At 63.4% G+C, this 18,723-nt stretch carries 19 protein-coding genes and 1 tRNA gene; 2 read left to right on the top strand and 18 right to left on the bottom strand.

Annotation, left to right across the window (positions count from 1 at the left end; all coding sequences use genetic code 11):
• Positions 1–190 precede the first annotated feature (190 nt).
• The 9 genes from SOM28_RS02230 to SOM28_RS02190 all read right to left on the bottom strand — a co-directional run bounded on the left by SOM28_RS02230 (position 191) and on the right by SOM28_RS02190 (position 8,375).
• On the bottom strand, positions 191–595 hold the full coding sequence (locus tag SOM28_RS02230) for a MerR family transcriptional regulator (RefSeq protein WP_183407472.1): 405 nt from the start codon (positions 593–595) through the stop codon (positions 191–193).
• A 16-nt stretch (positions 596–611) separates the two neighbouring features.
• Positions 612–980, bottom strand: coding sequence for an integration host factor subunit alpha (locus SOM28_RS02225; protein WP_123070340.1), 369 nt, complete (start codon positions 978–980; stop codon positions 612–614).
• A gap of 174 nt (positions 981–1,154) precedes the next feature.
• Positions 1,155–3,581 (bottom strand): phenylalanine--tRNA ligase subunit beta, encoded by a 2,427-nt coding sequence (gene pheT, locus SOM28_RS02220; RefSeq protein WP_320467038.1) that lies wholly within the window; start codon positions 3,579–3,581, stop codon positions 1,155–1,157.
• Positions 3,582–3,606: 25 nt separating this feature from the next.
• Positions 3,607–4,620, bottom strand: coding sequence for a phenylalanine--tRNA ligase subunit alpha (gene pheS / locus SOM28_RS02215; protein ID WP_123070123.1), 1,014 nt, complete (start codon positions 4,618–4,620; stop codon positions 3,607–3,609).
• Positions 4,621–4,743: 123 nt separating this feature from the next.
• Positions 4,744–5,103, bottom strand: a complete 360-nt coding sequence (rplT, locus tag SOM28_RS02210; protein ID WP_123070124.1) for a 50S ribosomal protein L20 — start codon at positions 5,101–5,103, stop codon at positions 4,744–4,746.
• Between the two features lie 20 nt (positions 5,104–5,123).
• Entirely contained in the window at positions 5,124–5,321 is a 198-nt protein-coding gene (rpmI, locus tag SOM28_RS02205; protein ID WP_057262756.1) for a 50S ribosomal protein L35, read from the bottom strand.
• Positions 5,322–5,623: 302 nt separating this feature from the next.
• Positions 5,624–6,181, bottom strand: coding sequence for a translation initiation factor IF-3 (infC, locus tag SOM28_RS02200; protein ID WP_267876066.1), 558 nt, complete (start codon positions 6,179–6,181; stop codon positions 5,624–5,626).
• Positions 6,181–8,091, bottom strand: coding sequence for a threonine--tRNA ligase (gene thrS, locus SOM28_RS02195; protein ID WP_320467037.1), 1,911 nt, complete (start codon positions 8,089–8,091; stop codon positions 6,181–6,183). The genes infC and thrS overlap by 1 nt, the downstream gene beginning before the upstream one ends.
• A 207-nt stretch (positions 8,092–8,298) precedes the next feature.
• Positions 8,299–8,375, bottom strand: a tRNA-Val gene (locus tag SOM28_RS02190).
• A gap of 132 nt (positions 8,376–8,507) precedes the next feature.
• Here SOM28_RS02190 and SOM28_RS02185 point away from each other — a divergent pair.
• Positions 8,508–9,431: a cation diffusion facilitator family transporter gene (locus SOM28_RS02185; RefSeq protein ID WP_320467036.1), complete on the top strand. Its 924-nt coding sequence runs from the start codon at positions 8,508–8,510 to the stop codon at positions 9,429–9,431.
• A gap of 84 nt (positions 9,432–9,515) precedes the next feature.
• Positions 9,516–10,511, top strand: coding sequence for an NAD(P)/FAD-dependent oxidoreductase (locus SOM28_RS02180; protein WP_320467035.1), 996 nt, complete (start codon positions 9,516–9,518; stop codon positions 10,509–10,511).
• On the opposite strand, the gene SOM28_RS02175 is transcribed toward SOM28_RS02180, so the two are convergent.
• From SOM28_RS02175 to SOM28_RS02135, 9 genes are all read right to left on the bottom strand, one after another.
• Positions 10,508–11,149 (bottom strand): calcium-binding protein, encoded by a 642-nt coding sequence (locus SOM28_RS02175; RefSeq protein ID WP_320467034.1) that lies wholly within the window; start codon positions 11,147–11,149, stop codon positions 10,508–10,510. The two genes, SOM28_RS02180 and SOM28_RS02175, sit on opposite strands and share 4 nt — an antisense overlap.
• Before the next feature lie 98 nt (positions 11,150–11,247).
• On the bottom strand, positions 11,248–11,892 hold the full coding sequence (locus SOM28_RS02170; RefSeq protein ID WP_123070128.1) for a calcium-binding protein: 645 nt from the start codon (positions 11,890–11,892) through the stop codon (positions 11,248–11,250).
• Between the two features lie 273 nt (positions 11,893–12,165).
• Entirely contained in the window at positions 12,166–12,645 is a 480-nt protein-coding gene (locus SOM28_RS02165) for a GNAT family N-acetyltransferase (RefSeq protein ID WP_320467033.1), read from the bottom strand.
• Positions 12,646–12,658: 13 nt separating this feature from the next.
• Positions 12,659–13,288 (bottom strand): hypothetical protein, encoded by a 630-nt coding sequence (locus SOM28_RS02160; protein WP_320467032.1) that lies wholly within the window; start codon positions 13,286–13,288, stop codon positions 12,659–12,661.
• On the bottom strand, positions 13,285–14,232 hold the full coding sequence (locus tag SOM28_RS02155) for an MlaD family protein (RefSeq protein WP_320467031.1): 948 nt from the start codon (positions 14,230–14,232) through the stop codon (positions 13,285–13,287). Before SOM28_RS02155 ends, SOM28_RS02160 begins: the two co-directional genes overlap by 4 nt.
• Before the next feature lie 19 nt (positions 14,233–14,251).
• Positions 14,252–15,058, bottom strand: a complete 807-nt coding sequence (locus tag SOM28_RS02150; protein ID WP_123070132.1) for an MlaE family ABC transporter permease — start codon at positions 15,056–15,058, stop codon at positions 14,252–14,254.
• Between the two features lie 71 nt (positions 15,059–15,129).
• Complete coding sequence (locus SOM28_RS02145; protein WP_320467030.1) at positions 15,130–17,370, bottom strand: RelA/SpoT family protein; 2,241 nt, start codon at positions 17,368–17,370, stop codon at positions 15,130–15,132.
• A gap of 9 nt (positions 17,371–17,379) precedes the next feature.
• Positions 17,380–17,730, bottom strand: coding sequence for a RidA family protein (locus SOM28_RS02140; RefSeq protein ID WP_123070134.1), 351 nt, complete (start codon positions 17,728–17,730; stop codon positions 17,380–17,382).
• 33 nt (positions 17,731–17,763) lie between these two features.
• Positions 17,764–18,642: an alpha/beta fold hydrolase gene (locus SOM28_RS02135; RefSeq protein WP_320467029.1), complete on the bottom strand. Its 879-nt coding sequence runs from the start codon at positions 18,640–18,642 to the stop codon at positions 17,764–17,766.
• Between the last annotated feature and the right edge of the window lie 81 nt (positions 18,643–18,723).

The raw sequence follows: 18,723 nt of genomic DNA, 5'->3' as shown, positions 1-18,723 counted from the left end.
CAGAGGGCCGCGTTCAACAGGTGCACGAATGCTTGAGTATTCAGACGCAGCGCGCGACCGGCACAATCCCGGCAACTGAACCGTGGACGACCCGCCGGCATGGCAACGCGAGTTTCTGAGAGGCACGATTTGCTCACGACCGGCCAGCTTGGCGACCGATGTCGACAGACTGCAAGAGCCTGCCCAGGCTTTACGCCGGTCGCGATCCGTTCTTGAGCAAGTCGAGAATGCCCAGCAAATCGGCGCGCAGTTTGTCGGCGTCGATCGCTGGCGGACTGTCGGGCAGGTCCAGCCCGTCGAACTCGGCAGCCGCACTGGCGCGATTGTCGAGGCGGTTACGGGCGCCGCTGATGGTGAAGCCCTGCTCGTACAGCAGCGCGCGGATACGCCGGATCAGCAGGACTTCGTGGTGCTGATAGTATCGGCGGTTTCCACGACGTTTGACCGGCTTAAGCTGAGTAAATTCCTGTTCCCAGTAGCGCAAGACGTGGGGTTTGACTCCGCACAAGTCACTGACTTCCCCAATCGTGAAATAACGCTTGGCCGGAATCGGCGGCAGCACGTTCGGTTCGATCTTGTTCGGTCGGTCATTCATCGCTTATCGGGCGTCCTCAGGCTGCACGCGCCAGGGAACCCCCGGTTGGACTAGCTGGCGTGGTCTCTTCGACCATTCCTTTGAGTTTCTGGCTGGCGTGGAATGTCACGACGCGGCGCGCCGTGATGGGGATTTCTTCCCCCGTTTTCGGATTGCGGCCGGGCCGCTGCGGCTTGTCGCGCAACTGGAAATTGCCGAAGCCGGACAGCTTGACTGCCTCGCCGCGCTCGAGCGCATTGCGGATTTCGTCAAAAAAAGTTTCGACCATATCCTTGGCTTCGCGCTTGTTCAGGCCGACCTGCTCGAACAGCAGCTCGGCCAGCTCGGCCTTGGTCAAGGTCGGCAATGACTGTTCAGCTTCCTTGCGTACCCGCGCCACCTGCATGGCACGGTCCAGATCGGCGGCCAGCGCCTCTTGGAAGACGGCGGAATCAACGTCGTTGTTGTTAATTTTGAAGCCCTGCCTTCGAGTCAAACGATGTTTCGGATGACGGGACAAGCCTGGGCTTGCCCGTCATGGAATGGTCTTGCTGTCGGATGTCGCGACTTGGTTCGCTACTCAAGCGCGCAGCCGCGCGCTCAGTTTCGTCGATGCGGATTCGGCGACGGCCGCCATGATGGCGTCGACCGCTTCGTCCTGCAGCGTCGATTGAGTATCTTGCAAGCTAAAGCGGAAAGCAAGGCTTTTTTCATCCGTCTCCAGGCCCTTGCCGCGATATTCATCAAACAAAACAACGGCTTGCACGATCTTGCCTGCAGGATTGGCGGCGATCTCGGCATTGAACGCATCGATCACCAGCTGGGCCGGAACGTCCTGCTTCACCACCAGCGCCAGGTCGCGCGTGGCGCCCGGGAACTTCGAAATCTCGGTGTAGCTCGGAACCACGCGCTCGCACAGGGCGGCGGCATCGACTTCGAACAGCACCGGCGCCTGCGGCAGATCGTACTTTTGCAGCCAGCGCGGATGCAGCTCGCCGACCAGGCCGATCTGCTTGCCGTCCAGCTCCACCGTGGCGCAGCGGCCCGGGTGCAGCGCCGGGTGCTCGGCCTTGGTGAAACGCAGCTGGCGCGGGGCAAACAGCGCTTCCAGGTCGGCCTTCACGTCGAAGAAATCGACGGCGCGGGTCGCCAGGCCCCACTGCTCGTCCGCGGCAGGACCGTAGGCGATCGCGGCCACGCGCTTGGGCTGCTCGTAGCCGGCCACCGCCAGCGGACCGTCCTGGACGTCGCTATTGCGCATGAACACGGCGCCGACTTCAAAGGCGCGCACGCGGCCGGCCTTGCGGTTGATGTTGTAGCGCACATTGGCGACCAGGCTGCCGATCAGGCTCGAACGCATCACGGAGAGCTGGCTGGCGATCGGGTTCTGCAGGCGGATCGGCTCGAGGTTGCCGGCGAAATCCGCCTCCCAGGCGCTCTCGACGAAGCTCATATTGACCACTTCCTGGTAACCCAGGTCGGCCAGCTGGTGGCGGATCGCGAACAGCGAACGGGTGTTTTCCGGTTCGATCAGCATGGCGCTCGGCGCCACCGGCGGATTGGCTGGAATGTTCTCGAAGCCATAGACGCGCGCCACTTCTTCGATCAAGTCTTCCTCGATCTCGATGTCGAAGCGGTACGACGGCGCCGTCACCAGGAAAGTACCCTCGCCGCGCGTGAATTCCAGGCCCAGGCGCGTGAAGATGTCGGCGATCAGCTCGTCGGTCAGCGGCACGCCGATGACTTTTTGCGCGCGCGCGGTGCGGAGTATCACCGGCTGGCGCTGCGGCAGATTGACGACCTGGTCATCGACCGGGCCGACTTTGGTCTCGCCGGTGCCGCAGATCTCGACGATCAGCGCGGTGATGCGCTCGATATGGTCGGGAATGGTCGCGTAGTCGACGCCGCGCTCGAAGCGGTGCGCCGCGTCGGTCGAGAAATTGTAACGGCGGGCACGGCCCTGGATCGCATTCGGCCACCAGAAGGCCGCTTCCAGGTAGATGTCGGTCGTGTCCAGCGAGACGGCGGTGGAATCGCCGCCCATGATGCCGGCCAGCGATTCGATCTCCTTGTCGTCGGCAATCACGCCAACCCAGTCATCGAGCTCGACGGTATTGCCGTTCAGCAGCTTGAGCGATTCGCCCTTCTTGCCCCAGCGAACGTCGAGCGAACCGTGGATCTTGGCCAGGTCAAACACGTGCGACGGACGGCCGACTTCCAGCATCACATAGTTGGAGATGTCGACCAGGGCCGACACCGAGCGCTGGCCGCTGCGTTCCAGGCGGCGCTTCATCCATTCCGGGGTAGCCGCGCGCGCGTTCAGGCCGCGGATCACGCGGCCGGCGAAACGACCGCACAGGTCGGGCGCAGACACCTTGACCGGCAGGATTTCGTCGCTGCTCACCGGCACGGCGCGCGTCGGCGCCAGGCTCAGGGGCGAGCCGGTCAGGGCCGACACTTCGCGCGCCACGCCCAGCACCGACAGGCAGTCGGCCTTGTTCGGGGTCAGCTTGATGGTGAATTTCAGGTCGTTCAGGCCCAGGTAGTCACGGATGTTCTGGCCGACCGGCGCGTCTTCCGGCAGCTCCATCAGACCATTGCTCTCTTCCGAGATGCCCAGCTCTTTGCTTGAACACATCATGCCCTGCGACTCGACGCCGCGCAGCTTGCCGACCTTGATCTCGAACGGCTTGCCATCGGCGCCCGGCGGCAGCAGCGCGCCGGCCTTGGCGCAAATCGCCTTCATGCCGGCGCGCACATTCGGCGCGCCACACACGATATTGAGCAGCGTGCCGGTGCCTGCATCGACCTGGCACACGTTCAGGCGGTCGGCGTTCGGGTGCTTCGCCACTTCGACGACGTGCGCAACCACCACGTTCGAGAACGGCGGCGCGACGGCTTCGACCTCTTCCACTTCGAGGCCGGACATGGTCAGCAGATGGGACAGCTCATCCGAACTCATCTTAGGATCGACGATGGAACGGAGCCAGTTTTCCGAGAATTGCATATTCTTTTTACCTCAGCTTCGCAAATTAATTGAACTGCTTCAGGAAACGCAGATCGCCTTCATAGAACAGGCGCAGGTCATTGATTCCATAACGCAGCATCGTCAGGCGCTCGAGGCCGGAGCCGAACGCGAAGCCGATGAACTTTTCCGGATCCAGTCCGAAGTTGCGCACGACGGTCGGGTGCACCTGGCCGGCGCCCGACACTTCCAGCCAGCGACCCTTGAGCGGACCGGAACCGAAGGCGATGTCGATCTCGGCCGACGGTTCGGTAAACGGGAAGTAGGACGGACGGAAGCGCACCTGCAGGTCGTCGGTCTCGAAGAAGGCCTTGACGAAGTTCAGGTACACGCCCTTGAGGTCGGCAAAACTGATGTCCTCGCCGATCCACAGGCCTTCGACCTGGTGGAACATCGGCGAGTGGGTGGCGTCGCTGTCGACGCGGTAGGTGCGGCCCGGCGCGATTACCTTGATCGGCGGCGTGTGGGTGCGCGCATAACGCACCTGCATCGGGCTGGTGTGGGTGCGCAGCAGCAGCGGTTTGCCGGTGCTGTCATTGCCCTCGATATAGAACGTGTCCTGCATCGAACGCGCCGGGTGATTTTCGGGGCTGTTCAGTGCGGTGAAGTTGGTCCAGTCGGTCTCGATCTCGGGACCGTCGGCGACGTCGAAGCCGATCGAGCGGAAGATCTGCTCCACGCGTTCCCAGGTGCGCATCACCGGGTGGATGCCGCCCTTGGAGCGGCCACGGCCCGGCAGGGTGACGTCGATGCTCTCGGCGGACAGGCGCAGCATCAGCTGCGCGTCGGCAAGCGCCTCGCGGCGCGCGGTCAAGGCCTGTTCGATTTGTTCTTTGGCGGCATTGATCAGGGCGCCCTGCGCCTTGCGCTGTTCAGGGTCGAGCTTGCCGAGGCCCTTCATGAGGTCGGTCACCTGGCCGGTCTTGCCCAGGTACTTGGCTTTCGCATTTTCGAGCGCGGCGGCGTCCGCGGCGGCAGCGAAGTCGTTCCTTGCCGCGACGACGAGTTCTTCCAAGTTCATGCTTGTTCTTTTCCTGTTTTTCGTTGGCGGGAGACGCCAGAATCAAAAACGGGGCACAGGTGTGAACCTTGCCCCGCTTCTAGTGCGCCATATCGCTATGGCGCTTCTTGCTAGCAGACTGAATTAAGCAGCCAGCTTGGCCTTGACGGCGCTGACGATCGCGGCGAATGCCGGCTTGTCATGCACAGCCATGTCGGCCAGGACTTTACGGTCCAGTTCAATCGCGGACTTTTTCAGGCCGTTCATGAAGGCGCTGTAGGTCATGCCGTGCGAACGCGAAGCCGCGTTGATACGGGTGATCCACAGTGCGCGGAAGACGCGCTTCTTGTTGCGGCGATCGCGGTAGGCATACTGGCCAGCGCGCATGACTGCTTGCTTGGCAATACGGTATACCTTGCTGCGGCGACCACGGTAGCCTTTAGCAAGATCAAGGACTTTCTTATGACGGGCACGTGCAGTAACCCCACGTTTAACTCTAGGCATGTTAGCTCCTTAGTGTGAGATTAAGCAGACGGCATCATACGCAGAACGCTAGTCACGTCCGACGCATTGATGTTACGGGTGCCGCGCAGTTGGCGCTTGTTCTTGGTGGTCTTCTTGGTCAGGATGTGGCGCTTGAACGCCATGCCCGACTTGACGGTACCGCCCGGACGCACGCGAAACCGTTTCTTCGCGGAGCTCTTGGTTTTCATTTTTGGCATAGTCATCTGTCCTCGCGGACAGCCTCATATGGGACAGGATTGCAGGTGGCAGCAACGCTGCTCTTGGATGCCTACTTTCACTTGTCTTGCAGCAGAAGCGAGTCTGCTACAACCCGTTTCTAAAAACAGGAATCGCAGATTGTAGCACAGGTTTCGAGGGAATGGACGGGTTGCACATAGCCAATAACCCGTGGGGTTGCGGGCACACACTTACCAACTGTACAGACGTGTGAAAGCCGGGCCGCGGCACCGACTTTCGCCTGCACCACGGACCCGGCCGTGTATCTACTTCGCTCGAAGAATTACTTCTTCTTCTTCGGTGCAACCACCATGATCATCTGGCGACCTTCGAGCTTCGGGAACTGCTCGACCGTCCCGACGGCCTCCAGATCGGCACGCAGGCGTTCGAGCATGCGCAGGCCGATGTCCTGGTGGGCCATCTCGCGACCACGGAAGCGCAAGGTGATCTTGGTCTTGTCGCCTTCTTCCAGGAACTTGATGAGGTTGCGCAGCTTGATGCTGTAGTCGCCTTCATCGGTACCCGGACGGAATTTGATTTCCTTGACCTGGATGATCTTCTGCTTGAGCTTGGCTTCGTGGGCCTTCTTCTGCTCCGAATACTTGAACTTGCCGTAGTCCATCAGGCGGCAAACCGGAGGGACCGCATTTGGCGCGATCTCAACCAGGTCGACGTTCTTTTCTTCGGCCAGACGGAACGCTTCGGCCAGGGTCACGATGCCCAGCGGCTCGTTGTCCACACCGTTCAAACGCATTTCCGGATGGGTGATCTCGCCATTGATGCGATTCTGCTTGTCAGTAGCTATGTCGTTTCCTTTGAATGTATTGGTATTGGCCGGGATTATTTCGTCTTGGCGGCAACTTCGCCGACCAGACGCTCCACGAGCGCGTCGATGGGCATCACACCCAGATCGACGTTGCCGCGGGCACGCACGGCCACAGTGTTCGCGTCCTTTTCTTTATCCCCAACAACGAGGATATACGGCAGTTTTTGGACGGAATGTTCGCGTATTTTATAGGTGATCTTCTCGTTCCGCAAATCAGCGTGAACGCGCAGGCCTGCCGCGCGCAACTTCGCCTCGACCTGCTTGACGTAATCGGCCTGCGCATCCGAAATATTCAGGACTGCAACTTGCACTGGCGCAAGCCAGAGCGGCAGTGCGCCCGCGTAGTTTTCGATCAGGATGCCGATGAAGCGCTCCATCGAACCCACGATCGCGCGGTGCAGCATCACCGGCACCTTGCGGGTATTGTCTTCTGCCACATACTCGGAACCGAGGCGGCCCGGCATCGAGAAGTCCACTTGCACGGTGCCGACCTGCCATGGACGGCCCAGGCTGTCCTTCAGGTGATACTCGATCTTCGGACCATAGAAGGCGCCCTCGCCCGGCAGCTCGGTCCACTCCACGCCACAGGCGCGCAGCGCCGAACGGAGCGACTCTTCGGCCTGATCCCAGACCTCGTCGGAACCGATGCGGCTGTCGGGACGCAGCGCCAGCTTGACGTCGATATTGGTGAAGCCGAAGTCGTCGTAGACGCCCATCGCCTGGGCGTGGAATTCGGTGACTTCGCGCTCGACCTGGTCTTCGGTACAGAAGATATGGCCATCGTCCTGGGTGAAGCCGCGCACGCGCATCAGGCCGTGCAGCGCGCCGGACGGCTCGTTGCGGTGGCACTGGCCGAATTCGCCGAAGCGCAGCGGCAGGTCGCGGTAGGAGCGCATGCCCGAGTTATAGATCTGCACGTGGCCCGGGCAGTTCATCGGCTTGAGCGCGTACGAGCGGTTTTCGGATTCGGTGGTGAACATATTGTCACGGTAGTTTTCCCAGTGACCGGTCTTTTCCCACAGGGTGCGATCGAGGATCTGCGGCGCCTTGACTTCGCTATAGCCGCTCACCTGGTACTTGTGGCGCATATACTGCTCCACCTGTTGCCAGACGGTCCAGCCCTTCGGATGCCAGAACACCAGGCCCGGCGCTTCTTCCTGGAAGTGGAACAGGTCCAAGGCCTTGCCGAGCTTGCGGTGGTCACGCTTTTCCGCTTCTTCGAGCATGTGCAGGTATTGCTCCTGGTCTTCCTTCTTGGTCCAGGCGGTGCCGTACACGCGCTGCAGCATCTCGTTCTTCGAATCGCCGCGCCAGTAGGCGCCCGCCAGCTTCATCAACTTGAAGACCTTGATCTTGCCGGTCGATGGCACGTGCGGGCCGCGGCACAGGTCGGTGAAACCGCCTTCGCTGTACAGCGACACGTCTTCATTGGCCGGGATCGAGGCGATGATCTCGGCTTTGTAGTGTTCACCGATCGACTTGAAGTAGGCCACGGCTTCGTCGCGCGGCAGCACCTTGCGGGTGACCGGCTCGTCCTTCTTGGCCAGCTCGACCATTTTCTTTTCGATCGCGGCCAGGTCGTCCGGGGTGAACGGGCGCTTGTACGAGAAGTCGTAATAAAAGCCGTTCTCGATGACCGGGCCGATGGTGACCTGGGCTTCCGGGAACAATTCCTTGACCGCATAGGCCAGCAAGTGGGCGGTCGAGTGACGGATCACGTCCAGGCCTTCCGGATCGCGGTCGGTCACGATCGCCAGGTCGGCGTCGGCGTCGATCAGGTGCGAGATGTCGACCACCTTGCCATTGACCTTGCCGGCCAGGGCCGCCTTGGCCAGGCTCGGGGCGATACTCTGCGCTACCTGGGCCACCGTCACGGGGCCGTCGAATTGACGGCTGGAGCCATCGGGAAGTCGGACGTTCAGCATGCTGCTCTCCAATTGGCGTAGGCGCCGGTGAAAAATAAACAAAAAGATAACGAAAACGTAAAAGACGAAAAAAAACGCGGCACTAGCCGCGTTTCTCTGTTGTGTCGAGCAAAAGCACACCCCATCGCGTCTAGCGATTCCCCCACAACCAGGTTGTAGTTCGCGGTGTCATAACCGTTGATGCCTTTCTCGCTCTTACATGTGTACTGGTGGGCGGTGCAGAATTCGAATCTGCGACCCCTTGGATGTCGACCAAGTATTCTAACCAGCTGAACTAACCGCCCGATGCCGCCATTATAAGGACCGCATCGCGAACCCGCAACCCTCGCACGGAAATAGTTGCCGCAGGGTCCGCCCACGCCCCGCGGCGCAGGATGCTTTACACTTCGACACCAGGCCCATATTTACTTCATGCGATGAACTTGAAACAGCTCGACCCTTCCCGCCTGCACGCCCACCTGGACGGCGACGCCAGCCATTCGCACTCGATCGAGGCGCGCAGCCAAAAGGCGCTGGCCGTGGCGCTCGGCCTGACCCTGCTGTTCGCCGTGGTCGAAGTCATCACCGGCTTCATTTCCAATTCACTGGCCCTGATCTCGGACGCCGGCCACATGGTGACTGACGCGGCCGCCCTCGGCCTGGCCCTGCTGGCCCAACTGATCGCCAAGCGCCCGCCGTCGGCCCGCCACTCCTTCGGCTTCGTGCGCGCCGAGGCGCTGGCCGCCTTCGTCAACTGCCTCGCGATGCTGGGCCTGGTGGGCTGGATCGGCTACGAAGCGGTGCAGCGCCTGCTCCATCCTGAGCACGTGCAAGGCGGCATCGTGCTGGTGGTGGCGGCCCTGGGCGCCTCGATCAACCTGCTGGTGGCCTGGATTCTTTCCCGCAATAACGACAGCATCAATACCCGCGCCGCCCTGGTCAATGTCATGGGCGATTTGCTGGGTTCGCTTGCGGCGATCGCCTCCGGCGCCATCATCTATGTCACCGGATGGTTGCAGGCCGACCCGATCCTGTCGATCTTCGTCGCCCTGCTGATCCTGCGTTCGACCAGCGGCATCTTGCGGGAGTCGTACCACTTCCTGATGGAAGGCGTGCCGCATGCGATCGACTACGTGCAGGTCGGCGCCGACATGGCGGCCGTCGACGGCGTGCTGGCCGTGCACGATATGCATGTGTGGGATATGTCGCCGGGCCACCCGGCCCTGATCGGTCACATCGAGATCCGCAGCCTGGAAGAGTGGCCGCCGGTGCTGGAGGCCGTGCGCGCCATGCTGCGCGAGCGCCACGGCATCGATCACGTGACCCTGCAGCCCGAGGCTGCCGGCGGCAAGTCGCTGTGAAGGCTCGCGTGTAAGCCAATGCCGACCCGGCGCGCAGGCGCGCGCCGATAGCCCGGCCGTTTGCCGCTTGGGATAATCGACGGCATGGAACTCAAACAGAATGTCTTCGACACGCTGATCGTCGGCGGTGGCCCCGGCGGCCTGACCGCCGCCATCTACCTGCACCGCTTCACGCGCAACGTGGCCCTGGTCGACAAGGGCAATAGCCGGCTGGGCTGGATTCCCGTCTCGCACAACTATCCCGGATTTCCGGATGGGATCAACGGCAAGCTGCTGCTGGACCAGTTGCGCTGCCAGCTGGGCAATTATGGCGGGCACGTGATCCCCGGCGAAGTGGTCGATCTGCGCATCGAGGATGGACTGTTCGTGGCCGACTGCTGCAGTCCCGAGGGAGATTTGACGACCTTGCGCGCGCATACGGTGCTGCTGGCGACCGGTGTGGCCGACGCCGGCATGCCGGTCGAGCGCTGGGAAGAAGCCGTGGCCGCCGGCGCCGTCCGCCTGTGCCCCGTGTGCGACGGCTTCGACGTGATCGACAAGCGCATCGCGGTGGCGACGTCCGAGGTCAATCCGGTGGGACACGCGCTGTTCATGCGCAGTTTCAGCACCGACGTATGGCTGTTCGAGCGCACGGAGGAATCGGTCGTCGACGCTGACGAAAAGCGCCAGCTGGAGGCGGCGAACGTCCGCCACATCACCTCGCCGCTGGCCGGCGTGACGCTCACCGACGACCTGCGGCCGGTGCTGCACACGCGCGATGGCGAGGACTACGAATGCGATGTGTTCTATCCGATGCTGGGCGAGTCAGCCCGTTCGGGATTGGCGGCGGCGCTCGGTGCTGAGACCGTCGAATGCGACAAGCTGCTGGTGGACGACCACTGTCGCACCTCGGTGCCGGGACTGTTTGCCATCGGCGACGTCACGCGCGGACTGAACCAGATCGCGGTGGCGGCGGGACAGGCGGCGATCGCCGCGACCACCATTCATAACACCTTGCCGTGGGCGCTGCGCAGCGCGTCGATGGACGGAGGCGGGCAAACCGGCTGCGGCACCGCCTCCGACAAACCACACACCGTCTAGAGCAATTGCGCCAGGTCGACCCAGAAGCCGTCCGACGTATACACCCATTCGATGAACGTACTGGGATCGGCCTGGAAGAAGTCCTGGTCGATGACACCATCGTCCATGAAACCATCGGCAAAATCATCGAGACTGGCCAGCCACAGGTCGTCGCTGTTCGGCGGACGATAAAAGGCCAGCTGGTCCCACGAGATGGCGGTGAACTGGATGAAATCCTCACCCCCGCCATAGCCCGGGACGGTTGCCTCGGAGTCGCCGTCGTTGATGATGTCGACGCCGCCATTGGCAGTGTGCAGATAGATGTCGTTGCCCGGCCCGCCACTGAGCGTGTCGTTGCCGGCGCCGCCGTCCAGGATGTCCTCGCCGGCGTCCTGGCTGCCGCCGTGGATGAAATCGTCGCCGGCGCCACCGAACATGGTGTCGTTGCCTTGCTGACCGATCAGGGCGTCGTCGCCACCGTATCCGTACAACACGTCGTCTCCCGTTCCGCCCTCGATGATGTCGACCCACGAGCTGCCGTAGACAATGTCATTGCCTCCGAGCGCATTATATCCATGTGCGGTTTCGGGAAAAACAACCGGCCCCATGGTACTCATATAAAATTCGTCGTCGCCGTTAGTGCCATTTTCAACAGCCATAGCATTCTCCGATATCTATATAAAGATAGAAACTACCATATGCGCAGAATCGATTTCAGTTATCAGCTGAGAAAACGATCCCACGCGCATAGGGGCGCTTACAGCAACTGGGCGAGATCCACCCAATAACCGTCAGCGGTATAGACCAGTTCGATAAAGGTATTGGCGTCGGCCAGATAGAAATCCTCGATAATGACGCCATCGTCCATTACGCCATCGGCGAAATCGTCGAAGCTGCCGAGCCAGAGATCGTTGCTGTCCGCTGGACGGTACGCGGCCAGCTGATCCAGCGTGATGGCGGTGAACTGAAGGATGTCCTCGCCACCGCCGTAGCCGGGCGCCCCGCCCTCCGACGTGCCGTCATTGATGGTGTCCACCCCGCTGTTGGCGGTGTGAATATACAGATCGTCGCCGGGACCACCGAACAGGCGATCGTTGCCGGCGCCGCCGTCCAGCACGTCCGCGCCCGCATCGCTGCTACCGCCAGTGAGAACGTCATCGCCGGCGCCGCCAGACAAGGTGTCATTGCCTTCCTGGCCGAGCACGATATCGTTCCCAGCATTTCCGTAGAGCACGTCGTTCCCGGATCCGCCCTGGATGATATCGTTCCAGGAACTCCCATAGACCGTATCGTTGCCGCCCAGTGCGTTGTATCCGTGTCCAGTCTCGAATGGAAAATTGGGGGCCCCGAATATACTCATGTCGAATATATCGACACCATTCGTTCCAGTAGCTGAAGTCATAGCAATCCTCGATATTTATACGTTAATAATAATTACCATATTAAACAGAAGTCCTGGCCCGAGCTTGCAGCATCGGGCTCAAAAATATTGCCATGCGGATATATTTTAAGTCAAACGAATTGTCGAGATCGCATCTTCGTGACATCCGCAATGGATAATCAGACGAAGTCCACGATACTGAATGGCGCGATATGGAAAGTGCATAAAAACGAAAAGGCGCACCGCATGCCGATTGGCATTATCAGATTACCGGCCGCGCACGTGGCGCCCATATCAGGCCAGGGCGGCGGCGGTCCGCGGGAGCCTGATCTCGGCGATCATTTCGCCCAGCTCGTCCACGCCCACTTCGACGAAGCCACAGGACAGGTAGAGTCCACGCGCCGCAAGGTTCTCGGGCTTGTAGCAGATCGTGATGCGCTGCGCATCCGGCTGCGCGCGCAGTTCCTCGAGCAGCAGTTCCAGGGCGCGGCGCCCGATCCCTCGGCCCTGCCTCGGATGGTCCACCATGAAGCGGTAGATGCCGTAGTGCCCTGCCTCGTCGTGCGAGGCGACGTCGTACAGCAGGAAGCCGGCCGGTGCGCCCTCGTGATAGATGGCGCGCGTGCGCCAGTCCGGATAGAAGCTGGCCTGCGCTATCGAACACGCATTATTGGCGATCCAGCGATCCTGTTCCGGCGGCAGTTCCATCTCGAGCAGCGTCTCGAAATTATCGACCGTCACCGGCTCCAGCGAAACGTTCAACGTAGCGCTCAAGCGTCGCCTACCCTCATTGTCCCGACACGAGCGCCATCCGGCGCCGGATCTGCTCCGCCGCCACCGTGTCTCCCGCCGCCTTGGCGCGCTGTTCCTGCACGCCGAGCCAGGCCAGCAAGGGCCGCCGCCAGCCCTGATTCGACGCCGTGTCGGCCGCCAGCTCGATGCCCGGCGGCGTCATGCGCCCGGCCTTGAACAGCGCCCCGGCCGCGACCAGGCGCGACAGCGGGTCTTCGATCTTGTCGAGCGCACCGCCACCGACCACCGCGCGATGCTGCTCGGGCAGCAGCGCCACGTCCAGCCCCTCCCACTGCCCCGCCAGGTAGGCGGCATAGGCGCGCTGCGCCGGCGTGGCGTCCGCGGCCAGCGCTGCATAGCCCGGGCAATCCTCGAACACCAGGCTGGCCGCCTGCACCGCGCAGCGCACCAGCTCGACCTGGGCCACGCGATCGGGCCGGCCGGTGGCCGCCGTTTCGGCGCGCGCCTCACGGAATTCCGATGCCGCCGCTGCCGTGTGGCCCTTCAGGTAATCGTCGACCGAGGCGTCGAGCGCTCCCTTGGCATTGGCCTGCCAGTCGGGCGGCAGCGGCTTGCTGGCGCAGCCGGCCAGCACGACGGCGGTCAGGATGATGGCGATTTTCATGGAAGCTTGATCTCCTGGCTGCTGCGGGCAAATGGCCACTTGCGGTTGATTTCCTCGACCAGGCGATTCACCTTGCGCAGGCTGGCGTCGACCTCGCCGCGCAGGGCGCCCAGGTCTTCGGTGGCCTCGCGCGTGTTGGCGCCCACCGCCTGGGCCTCGACCAGCACCGCATCGACCTTCTTCAGCGTGGTGCTGGCGTCCTGCAGCACCACGTCCAGCTGGCGGATCGCGGCTTGCGTGTCGTCCATCACGCCCGCCTTGCCGAACACGCGCTGGTCCGCCTTGGCCAGGATGAGGTTGACCCGGTCCAGCGCTTCCATGAGCTTCTTCGCCTCTTCATCGCCGCCCAGCGCGCCACCGAGCACGCCGTAGCGGCCCGACATGCGCCCGGTCACCGCCGACAGGTTGGCCAGGCTGGCGTTGACGTCCGAGCCCGATGCCGTCATGGTTTCCAGGTTTTCCAGCAGTGCCCTGGCGGTGGCGACGATGCGCGGGATCTCGGCGGTGGCGTCGCCGCGCAGCACGGTGCGGGTGGAATTGGGCGGCAGCGGCGCGTCGGTCAGCACCCCGGTATAGGCGCGCAGGCGGGTTTCGCCCACGATGCTCGACTCCAGCGTGAACACGCTCGAGGCGCGCAGCCACTTGGCGTCCTTGCTTTGCACGTCGACCGTGATCTGCACCTTGCCGTCGTCGCCCAGGTCGACCTGGCGCACGCGCCCGATCGGAAAGCCCGCGAAGGTCATGTCCATGCCGGGGATGACGCCGGACGAATCCTCGGCCACCAGGGTCAGGCGCTGGGTCGGCTCGAACACGCCGCGCGCGTACATCACGTACAGCACGAAGGCCGCGATCATGAGGCCGAGCAGCACCAGCAGGATCACCGCCTTGGCTTCGACGTTCTTCGGTTCGTCGGGGATGGATGGATCGGGAGTGAGGTCCGGCATCTAGTTCTTCTTCCAGGATTCAGATGTATTTCAGGGCCAGCGAGCCGGCCTCGATCACGATCAGCACGAACAGCAGGCGCAGCGCGCCGGGCTGCACGCTGGTGGCCAGGGCGCGCGGATAGCGTTGCAGCTCGAGCACGGCGGCGGTCGGGATCAGGGCCACGGCCAGGCCGAACAGCACCGTCTTGAGCACGAAGCCGGCCGTCACCACCGGCGCGAACACGCGGCCCACGGTGCGGGTGTAGTCGGGGATGCCCCAGGGCGACAGACCATACACGTTCAGGTAGGCCAGCAGCAGCACGATGATCGACGTGACCATCGCCAGGGACAGCACCGCCACCGCGTTGGCGATCAGCTGCGGCACCAGGTCGCGCCGCACGCGCCTCAGGGCTTCGTCGCTGGCGGCGCGGATCGACAGGCCGGAACGGGCCAGGCCCAGGGCCGCGGCATCGAAGGCCATGCTGGCGCGCAGGGCCACGAACAGCGCCGCAGATAGTGGAATCAGCTCCAGCACCAGCACCCGCACCACCATCTCGAGCGCGAGGCCGGACAGGCCATAGCTCTTGGCCGTGACCAGCACGATGCGGATGATGACCAGGCTGACCAGGCAGGACGCCAGCGTGAACCAGGGCAGCACCTGCCAGGTGCTGGCGTGGATGTGGCGCGCGGTGGCGTGGAAGCTCGCGCGGCGCCAGGTGGAGGGCGAGAGCGCCGTGACGACGGCGATCGCGCCCAGGTGGATCATGTACCACCAGCTGCGCAGGTAGCGCGCCAGGTAGGCGGGCCAGAGGGTCGGTTGGGCGATGGGCGGGATCGTTCGCGGCATGGGCAGAATGATACTTGGTCCGGGCGCCTATATGCGCGTTCGTGACAAATGATTACGTTCACACGAGCACCCTATTGCCTCCTCGCCTCCATCACCCCCGACACCTCCATGATCGCCGCCAGCGCCTTCTGCGCCTGCGCCGTCGACCCGATCTCCGCCGTGAACACCATGCGCGCCTGGCCCTTGGCGCTCTGGGTGTTCACCCCGATCACATTGATCTTCTCGCGCGAGAACACCTCGGAGATGTCGCGCAGCAGGCCTTGCCGGTCTTGCGCAAGGATGAACAGGTCGACCGGGTAGACGGTTTCGACCCCGGCCATCCCCCACTCGACATGGATCACCCGCTCGGGCGACTTGGCCTGCATCTCGGCGAAGTTCTTGCAACTGAGGCGATGGATCGAGACGCCCTTGCCGCGCGTGACGAAGCCGACGATCGGATCCGGCGGCGCCGGTTTGCAGCACTTGGCCAGCACCGTCATCAGCCCCTCGGTGCCGACCACCAGCACGCCCGACTTGGCGCCCTGCTCCACGCTCGAGGCGCGGCTTTTATTGACCACGGCCGCGTCTTCGACGGGAGCCGGCTCGGCGCCCTCGTGCAGCGCCGCTTCCACGTGGCGCAGGCTGAACTTGTCCTTGCCGACCTCGATGAACAGTTCGTCCACCTTGGCAAAGCCCAGCTTCTGCGCCAGCAGCTCGAGATTGACCGCGGTCTTGCCCTCGCGTTGCAGGGATTTTTCAACCAGTGCCCTCCCCTGGGCCAGGGTCTCGGCCTGGTCCAGGGCGTGGAACCAGGCGCGGATCTTGGACCGGGTGCGGCTGCTGGCCGCGTAACCGGGGCTGAGCCAGTCGCGCGACGGCCCCTGGCCGGCGGCGCCACCCTTGGCGGTGATGATCTCGCAGGTCTGGCCGTTCTTGAGCTGGGTATTCAGCGGCACCATCGTGCCGTCGATCTTGGCGCCGCGGCAGCGGTGGCCGACGTCGCTGTGCAGGTGGTAGGCGAAATCGATCGGCGTCGCGCCGACCGGCAGCTCCAGCACCCGCGCCTGCGGCGTCAGCACGAAGATGCGGTCGTCCAGGCTGGTCGCCTTGAGCTTCTCGACCCATTCCTTCTGCAGGTCTTCCTGGCCGGCCACGGCGTCGGTGACGTCGGTCTTCCAGGCCAGCAGCTGGCGCAGCCAGGCGATCTTCTCGTCGTAGGCCTGGCTCTTGAAGTTGGAGCCGCCCTCTTCCTTGTAGCGCCAGTGGGCGGCGATGCCGTACTCGGCGAAGTTGTGCATCTCTTGCGTGCGGATCTGCACTTCGAGCGGACGGCCGTCGTCGGCCGTCACCACCGTGTGCAGCGAGCGGTAGCCGTTGGGCTTGGGCCGCGAGATGTAGTCGTCGAACTCCTTCGGCACCGGGGTCCAGATATTGTGGATCACGCCCAGCACCGTGTAGCAGGTCTTGATGTCGGGAACGATCACGCGGAAGGCGCGCACGTCGTACAGCTCCGAGAAATCGAGCTCCTTGCCGCGCATCTTGCTCCAGATGCTGTAGATGTGCTTCGGCCGCCCCGAGACGTCGGCCTTGATGCCGGCCGCGGCCAGTTCGTTTTGCAGGCGCGCGATCGACGAGGCCACGAAGCTCTCGCGCGACATGCGCTTCTCTTCGAGCATCTTGGCAATGCGTTTATAGGTGTCCGGCTCGATGAAGCGGAAGGCCAGGTCTTCCAGCTCCCATTTCAGTTGCCAGATGCCGAGCCGGTTGGCCAGCGGCGCATAGAAGTCCAGCACTTCGCGGCCATAGGCGCGCGTGACCTCGTCGAAGCGTTTATGTTCGGCGAAGTAGCGCAAGGTGGCGGCGCACGAGGCCAGGCGCATCAGGACCACGCGCATGTCGGTGGCCATCGCCAGCAGCATCTTGCGCAGGGTTTCGTTCTGGGCCGCGGCCTGCTGGGCCGCGTTCTTGCCGCTGCCCACCGGCGCCTGGCCGGCGGTCAGGTCGCGCAGGCGGATCAGCTGGTGCACGCCCTGCACCAGCGCCGCCACCTCGGGGCCGAAGCGCTCCTCGATGCGTCCGAAGGTGGAGGGATCCATCAGCGCCAGCTCGAACAAGAGGCCGGCGATGCGGGTCTCGGCGTCGGTGTTCAGGTAGGCCAGGGTGCCGGCAGCGCCGAGCGAGAACTCGAAGGCGCCCTGGCCCGAGGCCGCAACCCGTTCGCCATAGCCCGCGGCCGCGTACTCGAGCGCCGCGTGCACGCGCACGCAGTCCTCCTGCCCCAGCCCCTGGACCAGGCCACTATTGACGTCGCCCAGCAGGGCGGTCGATACCATACCCCTGCCTTAGCGCAGCGCGGCGATGACGCAGACCTCGACCAGGCAGGCGGGGTTGGCGAGCCTGGCTTCGACGGTCGCGCGCGGCGGGGTGTGCCCCTGCGCTACCCACTCGTCCCAGACGCTGTTCATGCCGGGGAAGTTGTCCATGCTGGAAATGAAGATCTGGCAGGAGAGGATGCAGGTCTTGTCGCTGCCGGCCTCGCCCAGCAGGCGGTCGACGTGGCCCAGCACCTCGCGCATCTGCTCCTCGATGCCCTGGCTGGTGTCCTCGGCGATCTGGCCGGCCAGGTAGATGGTGTCATTGTGGATCGCCACTTCGGACAGGCGTTTGCCTACATGCAGTCGTTTGATTTCCATGATCTCTTTCTTCTATATCGAAAAGGTAAATATTCAGCCAATTAAAAACGCGCGCGCAATCGCAATCTGGTCGTCGTGCACGAAGGTCGGCGCATGGCCCACCCCGGGGATCTCGACCAGGCGCGGACGCGGTCCGCGCTGCGTCATCTGCTGCGCCGTCTCGCGCGACAGCAGGTCGGACTGCTCGCCGCGCACCAGCAGGGTCGGGCAGCGGATCGCGTCCCAGGCCGCCCACAGCGCGGCCTCGTCCTGGGCGGCGCCTTCCAGCGTGATGGCCCGGAACGGCTGCGCCAGGTTCAAGTCGTAGTGGCGCTCCCACTGGCCGTCCTGTCCCTCGCGCAGGACGTCGGCCGCCAGCTTGCGCCATTCGTCGTCGGAATGGGGGCCGAAGGATGCCGACACCGTTTTCACGAACTCGGCCCCGGCGGCGAAGCTGGGGAAGCGCAGGTCCTGGCCGATGTAGTCGCCGATGCGCCGCAGCGCCGCGCCGTCGAGCACCGGACCGATATCGTTGAGCACGAACCGGCGCACCGGATTGCCCTCGAGCGCAGCCAGCGCCATGCCGATCAGGCCGCCCATCGAGGTGCCGAACCAGGCTACGCCTTCGTCATCAGCGCCGGCTGTCACGCGCGCGATCAGCGTCACCATATCGGCCACGTATTGCGGCACCGTGTAATAGGCCGGGTCGCGCAGGCGCTCCGAGCGCCCGCGCCCCACGATATCCGGGCATACCACGCGGTATTCATCGCACAGGGCGCGCGCCAGATGGTCGAAATCGTTGCCGACGCGGGTCACGCCGTGCACGCAGACCAGCACCTTCGGATTGTCCGCGTCGCCCCATTCCTTATAGGCGACGCGGTGCAGCCCGGCGGGCGAGCTGCACTGGACGCTTTTTAATCTGGGTTCAGACATCGTGACTCCGTGATGGGAATATGGTTACGCGGCTCTGCAATTCACCATTGCGATAGCGTTACGATTAGAATTCTACCAATT

It is taken from the genome of Massilia sp. CFBP9026 (genome assembly GCF_034045165.1).
Taxonomy (GTDB): domain Bacteria; phylum Pseudomonadota; class Gammaproteobacteria; order Burkholderiales; family Burkholderiaceae_D; genus Telluria; species Telluria arenae.
The sequence above is the reverse complement of the archived record's forward strand: the minus strand, read 5'-3'. Positions and strand labels throughout refer to the sequence as shown.

Excerpts from the sequence above, each read along its gene's own strand:
- SOM28_RS02230 (WP_183407472.1), bottom strand. The coding sequence starts at position 595 with ATGAATGACCGACCGAACAAGATCGAACCGAACGTGCTGCCGCCGATT.
- SOM28_RS02225 (WP_123070340.1), bottom strand. The coding sequence starts at position 980 with ATGCAGGTGGCGCGGGTACGCAAGGAAGCTGAACAGTCATTGCCGACC.
- pheT (WP_320467038.1), bottom strand. The coding sequence starts at position 3,581 with ATGCAATTCTCGGAAAACTGGCTCCGTTCCATCGTCGATCCTAAGATG.
- pheS (WP_123070123.1), bottom strand. The coding sequence starts at position 4,620 with ATGAACTTGGAAGAACTCGTCGTCGCGGCAAGGAACGACTTCGCTGCC.
- rplT (WP_123070124.1), bottom strand. The coding sequence starts at position 5,103 with ATGCCTAGAGTTAAACGTGGGGTTACTGCACGTGCCCGTCATAAGAAA.
- rpmI (WP_057262756.1), bottom strand. The coding sequence starts at position 5,321 with ATGCCAAAAATGAAAACCAAGAGCTCCGCGAAGAAACGGTTTCGCGTG.
- thrS (WP_320467037.1), bottom strand. The coding sequence starts at position 8,091 with ATGCTGAACGTCCGACTTCCCGATGGCTCCAGCCGTCAATTCGACGGC.
- SOM28_RS02185 (WP_320467036.1), top strand. The coding sequence starts at position 8,508 with ATGAACTTGAAACAGCTCGACCCTTCCCGCCTGCACGCCCACCTGGAC.
- SOM28_RS02180 (WP_320467035.1), top strand. The coding sequence starts at position 9,516 with ATGGAACTCAAACAGAATGTCTTCGACACGCTGATCGTCGGCGGTGGC.
- SOM28_RS02175 (WP_320467034.1), bottom strand. The coding sequence starts at position 11,149 with ATGGCTGTTGAAAATGGCACTAACGGCGACGACGAATTTTATATGAGT.
- SOM28_RS02170 (WP_123070128.1), bottom strand. The coding sequence starts at position 11,892 with ATGACTTCAGCTACTGGAACGAATGGTGTCGATATATTCGACATGAGT.
- SOM28_RS02160 (WP_320467032.1), bottom strand. The coding sequence starts at position 13,288 with ATGAAAATCGCCATCATCCTGACCGCCGTCGTGCTGGCCGGCTGCGCC.
- SOM28_RS02155 (WP_320467031.1), bottom strand. The coding sequence starts at position 14,232 with ATGCCGGACCTCACTCCCGATCCATCCATCCCCGACGAACCGAAGAAC.
- SOM28_RS02150 (WP_123070132.1), bottom strand. The coding sequence starts at position 15,058 with ATGCCGCGAACGATCCCGCCCATCGCCCAACCGACCCTCTGGCCCGCC.
- SOM28_RS02145 (WP_320467030.1), bottom strand. The coding sequence starts at position 17,370 with ATGGTATCGACCGCCCTGCTGGGCGACGTCAATAGTGGCCTGGTCCAG.
- SOM28_RS02140 (WP_123070134.1), bottom strand. The coding sequence starts at position 17,730 with ATGGAAATCAAACGACTGCATGTAGGCAAACGCCTGTCCGAAGTGGCG.
- SOM28_RS02135 (WP_320467029.1), bottom strand. The coding sequence starts at position 18,642 with ATGTCTGAACCCAGATTAAAAAGCGTCCAGTGCAGCTCGCCCGCCGGG.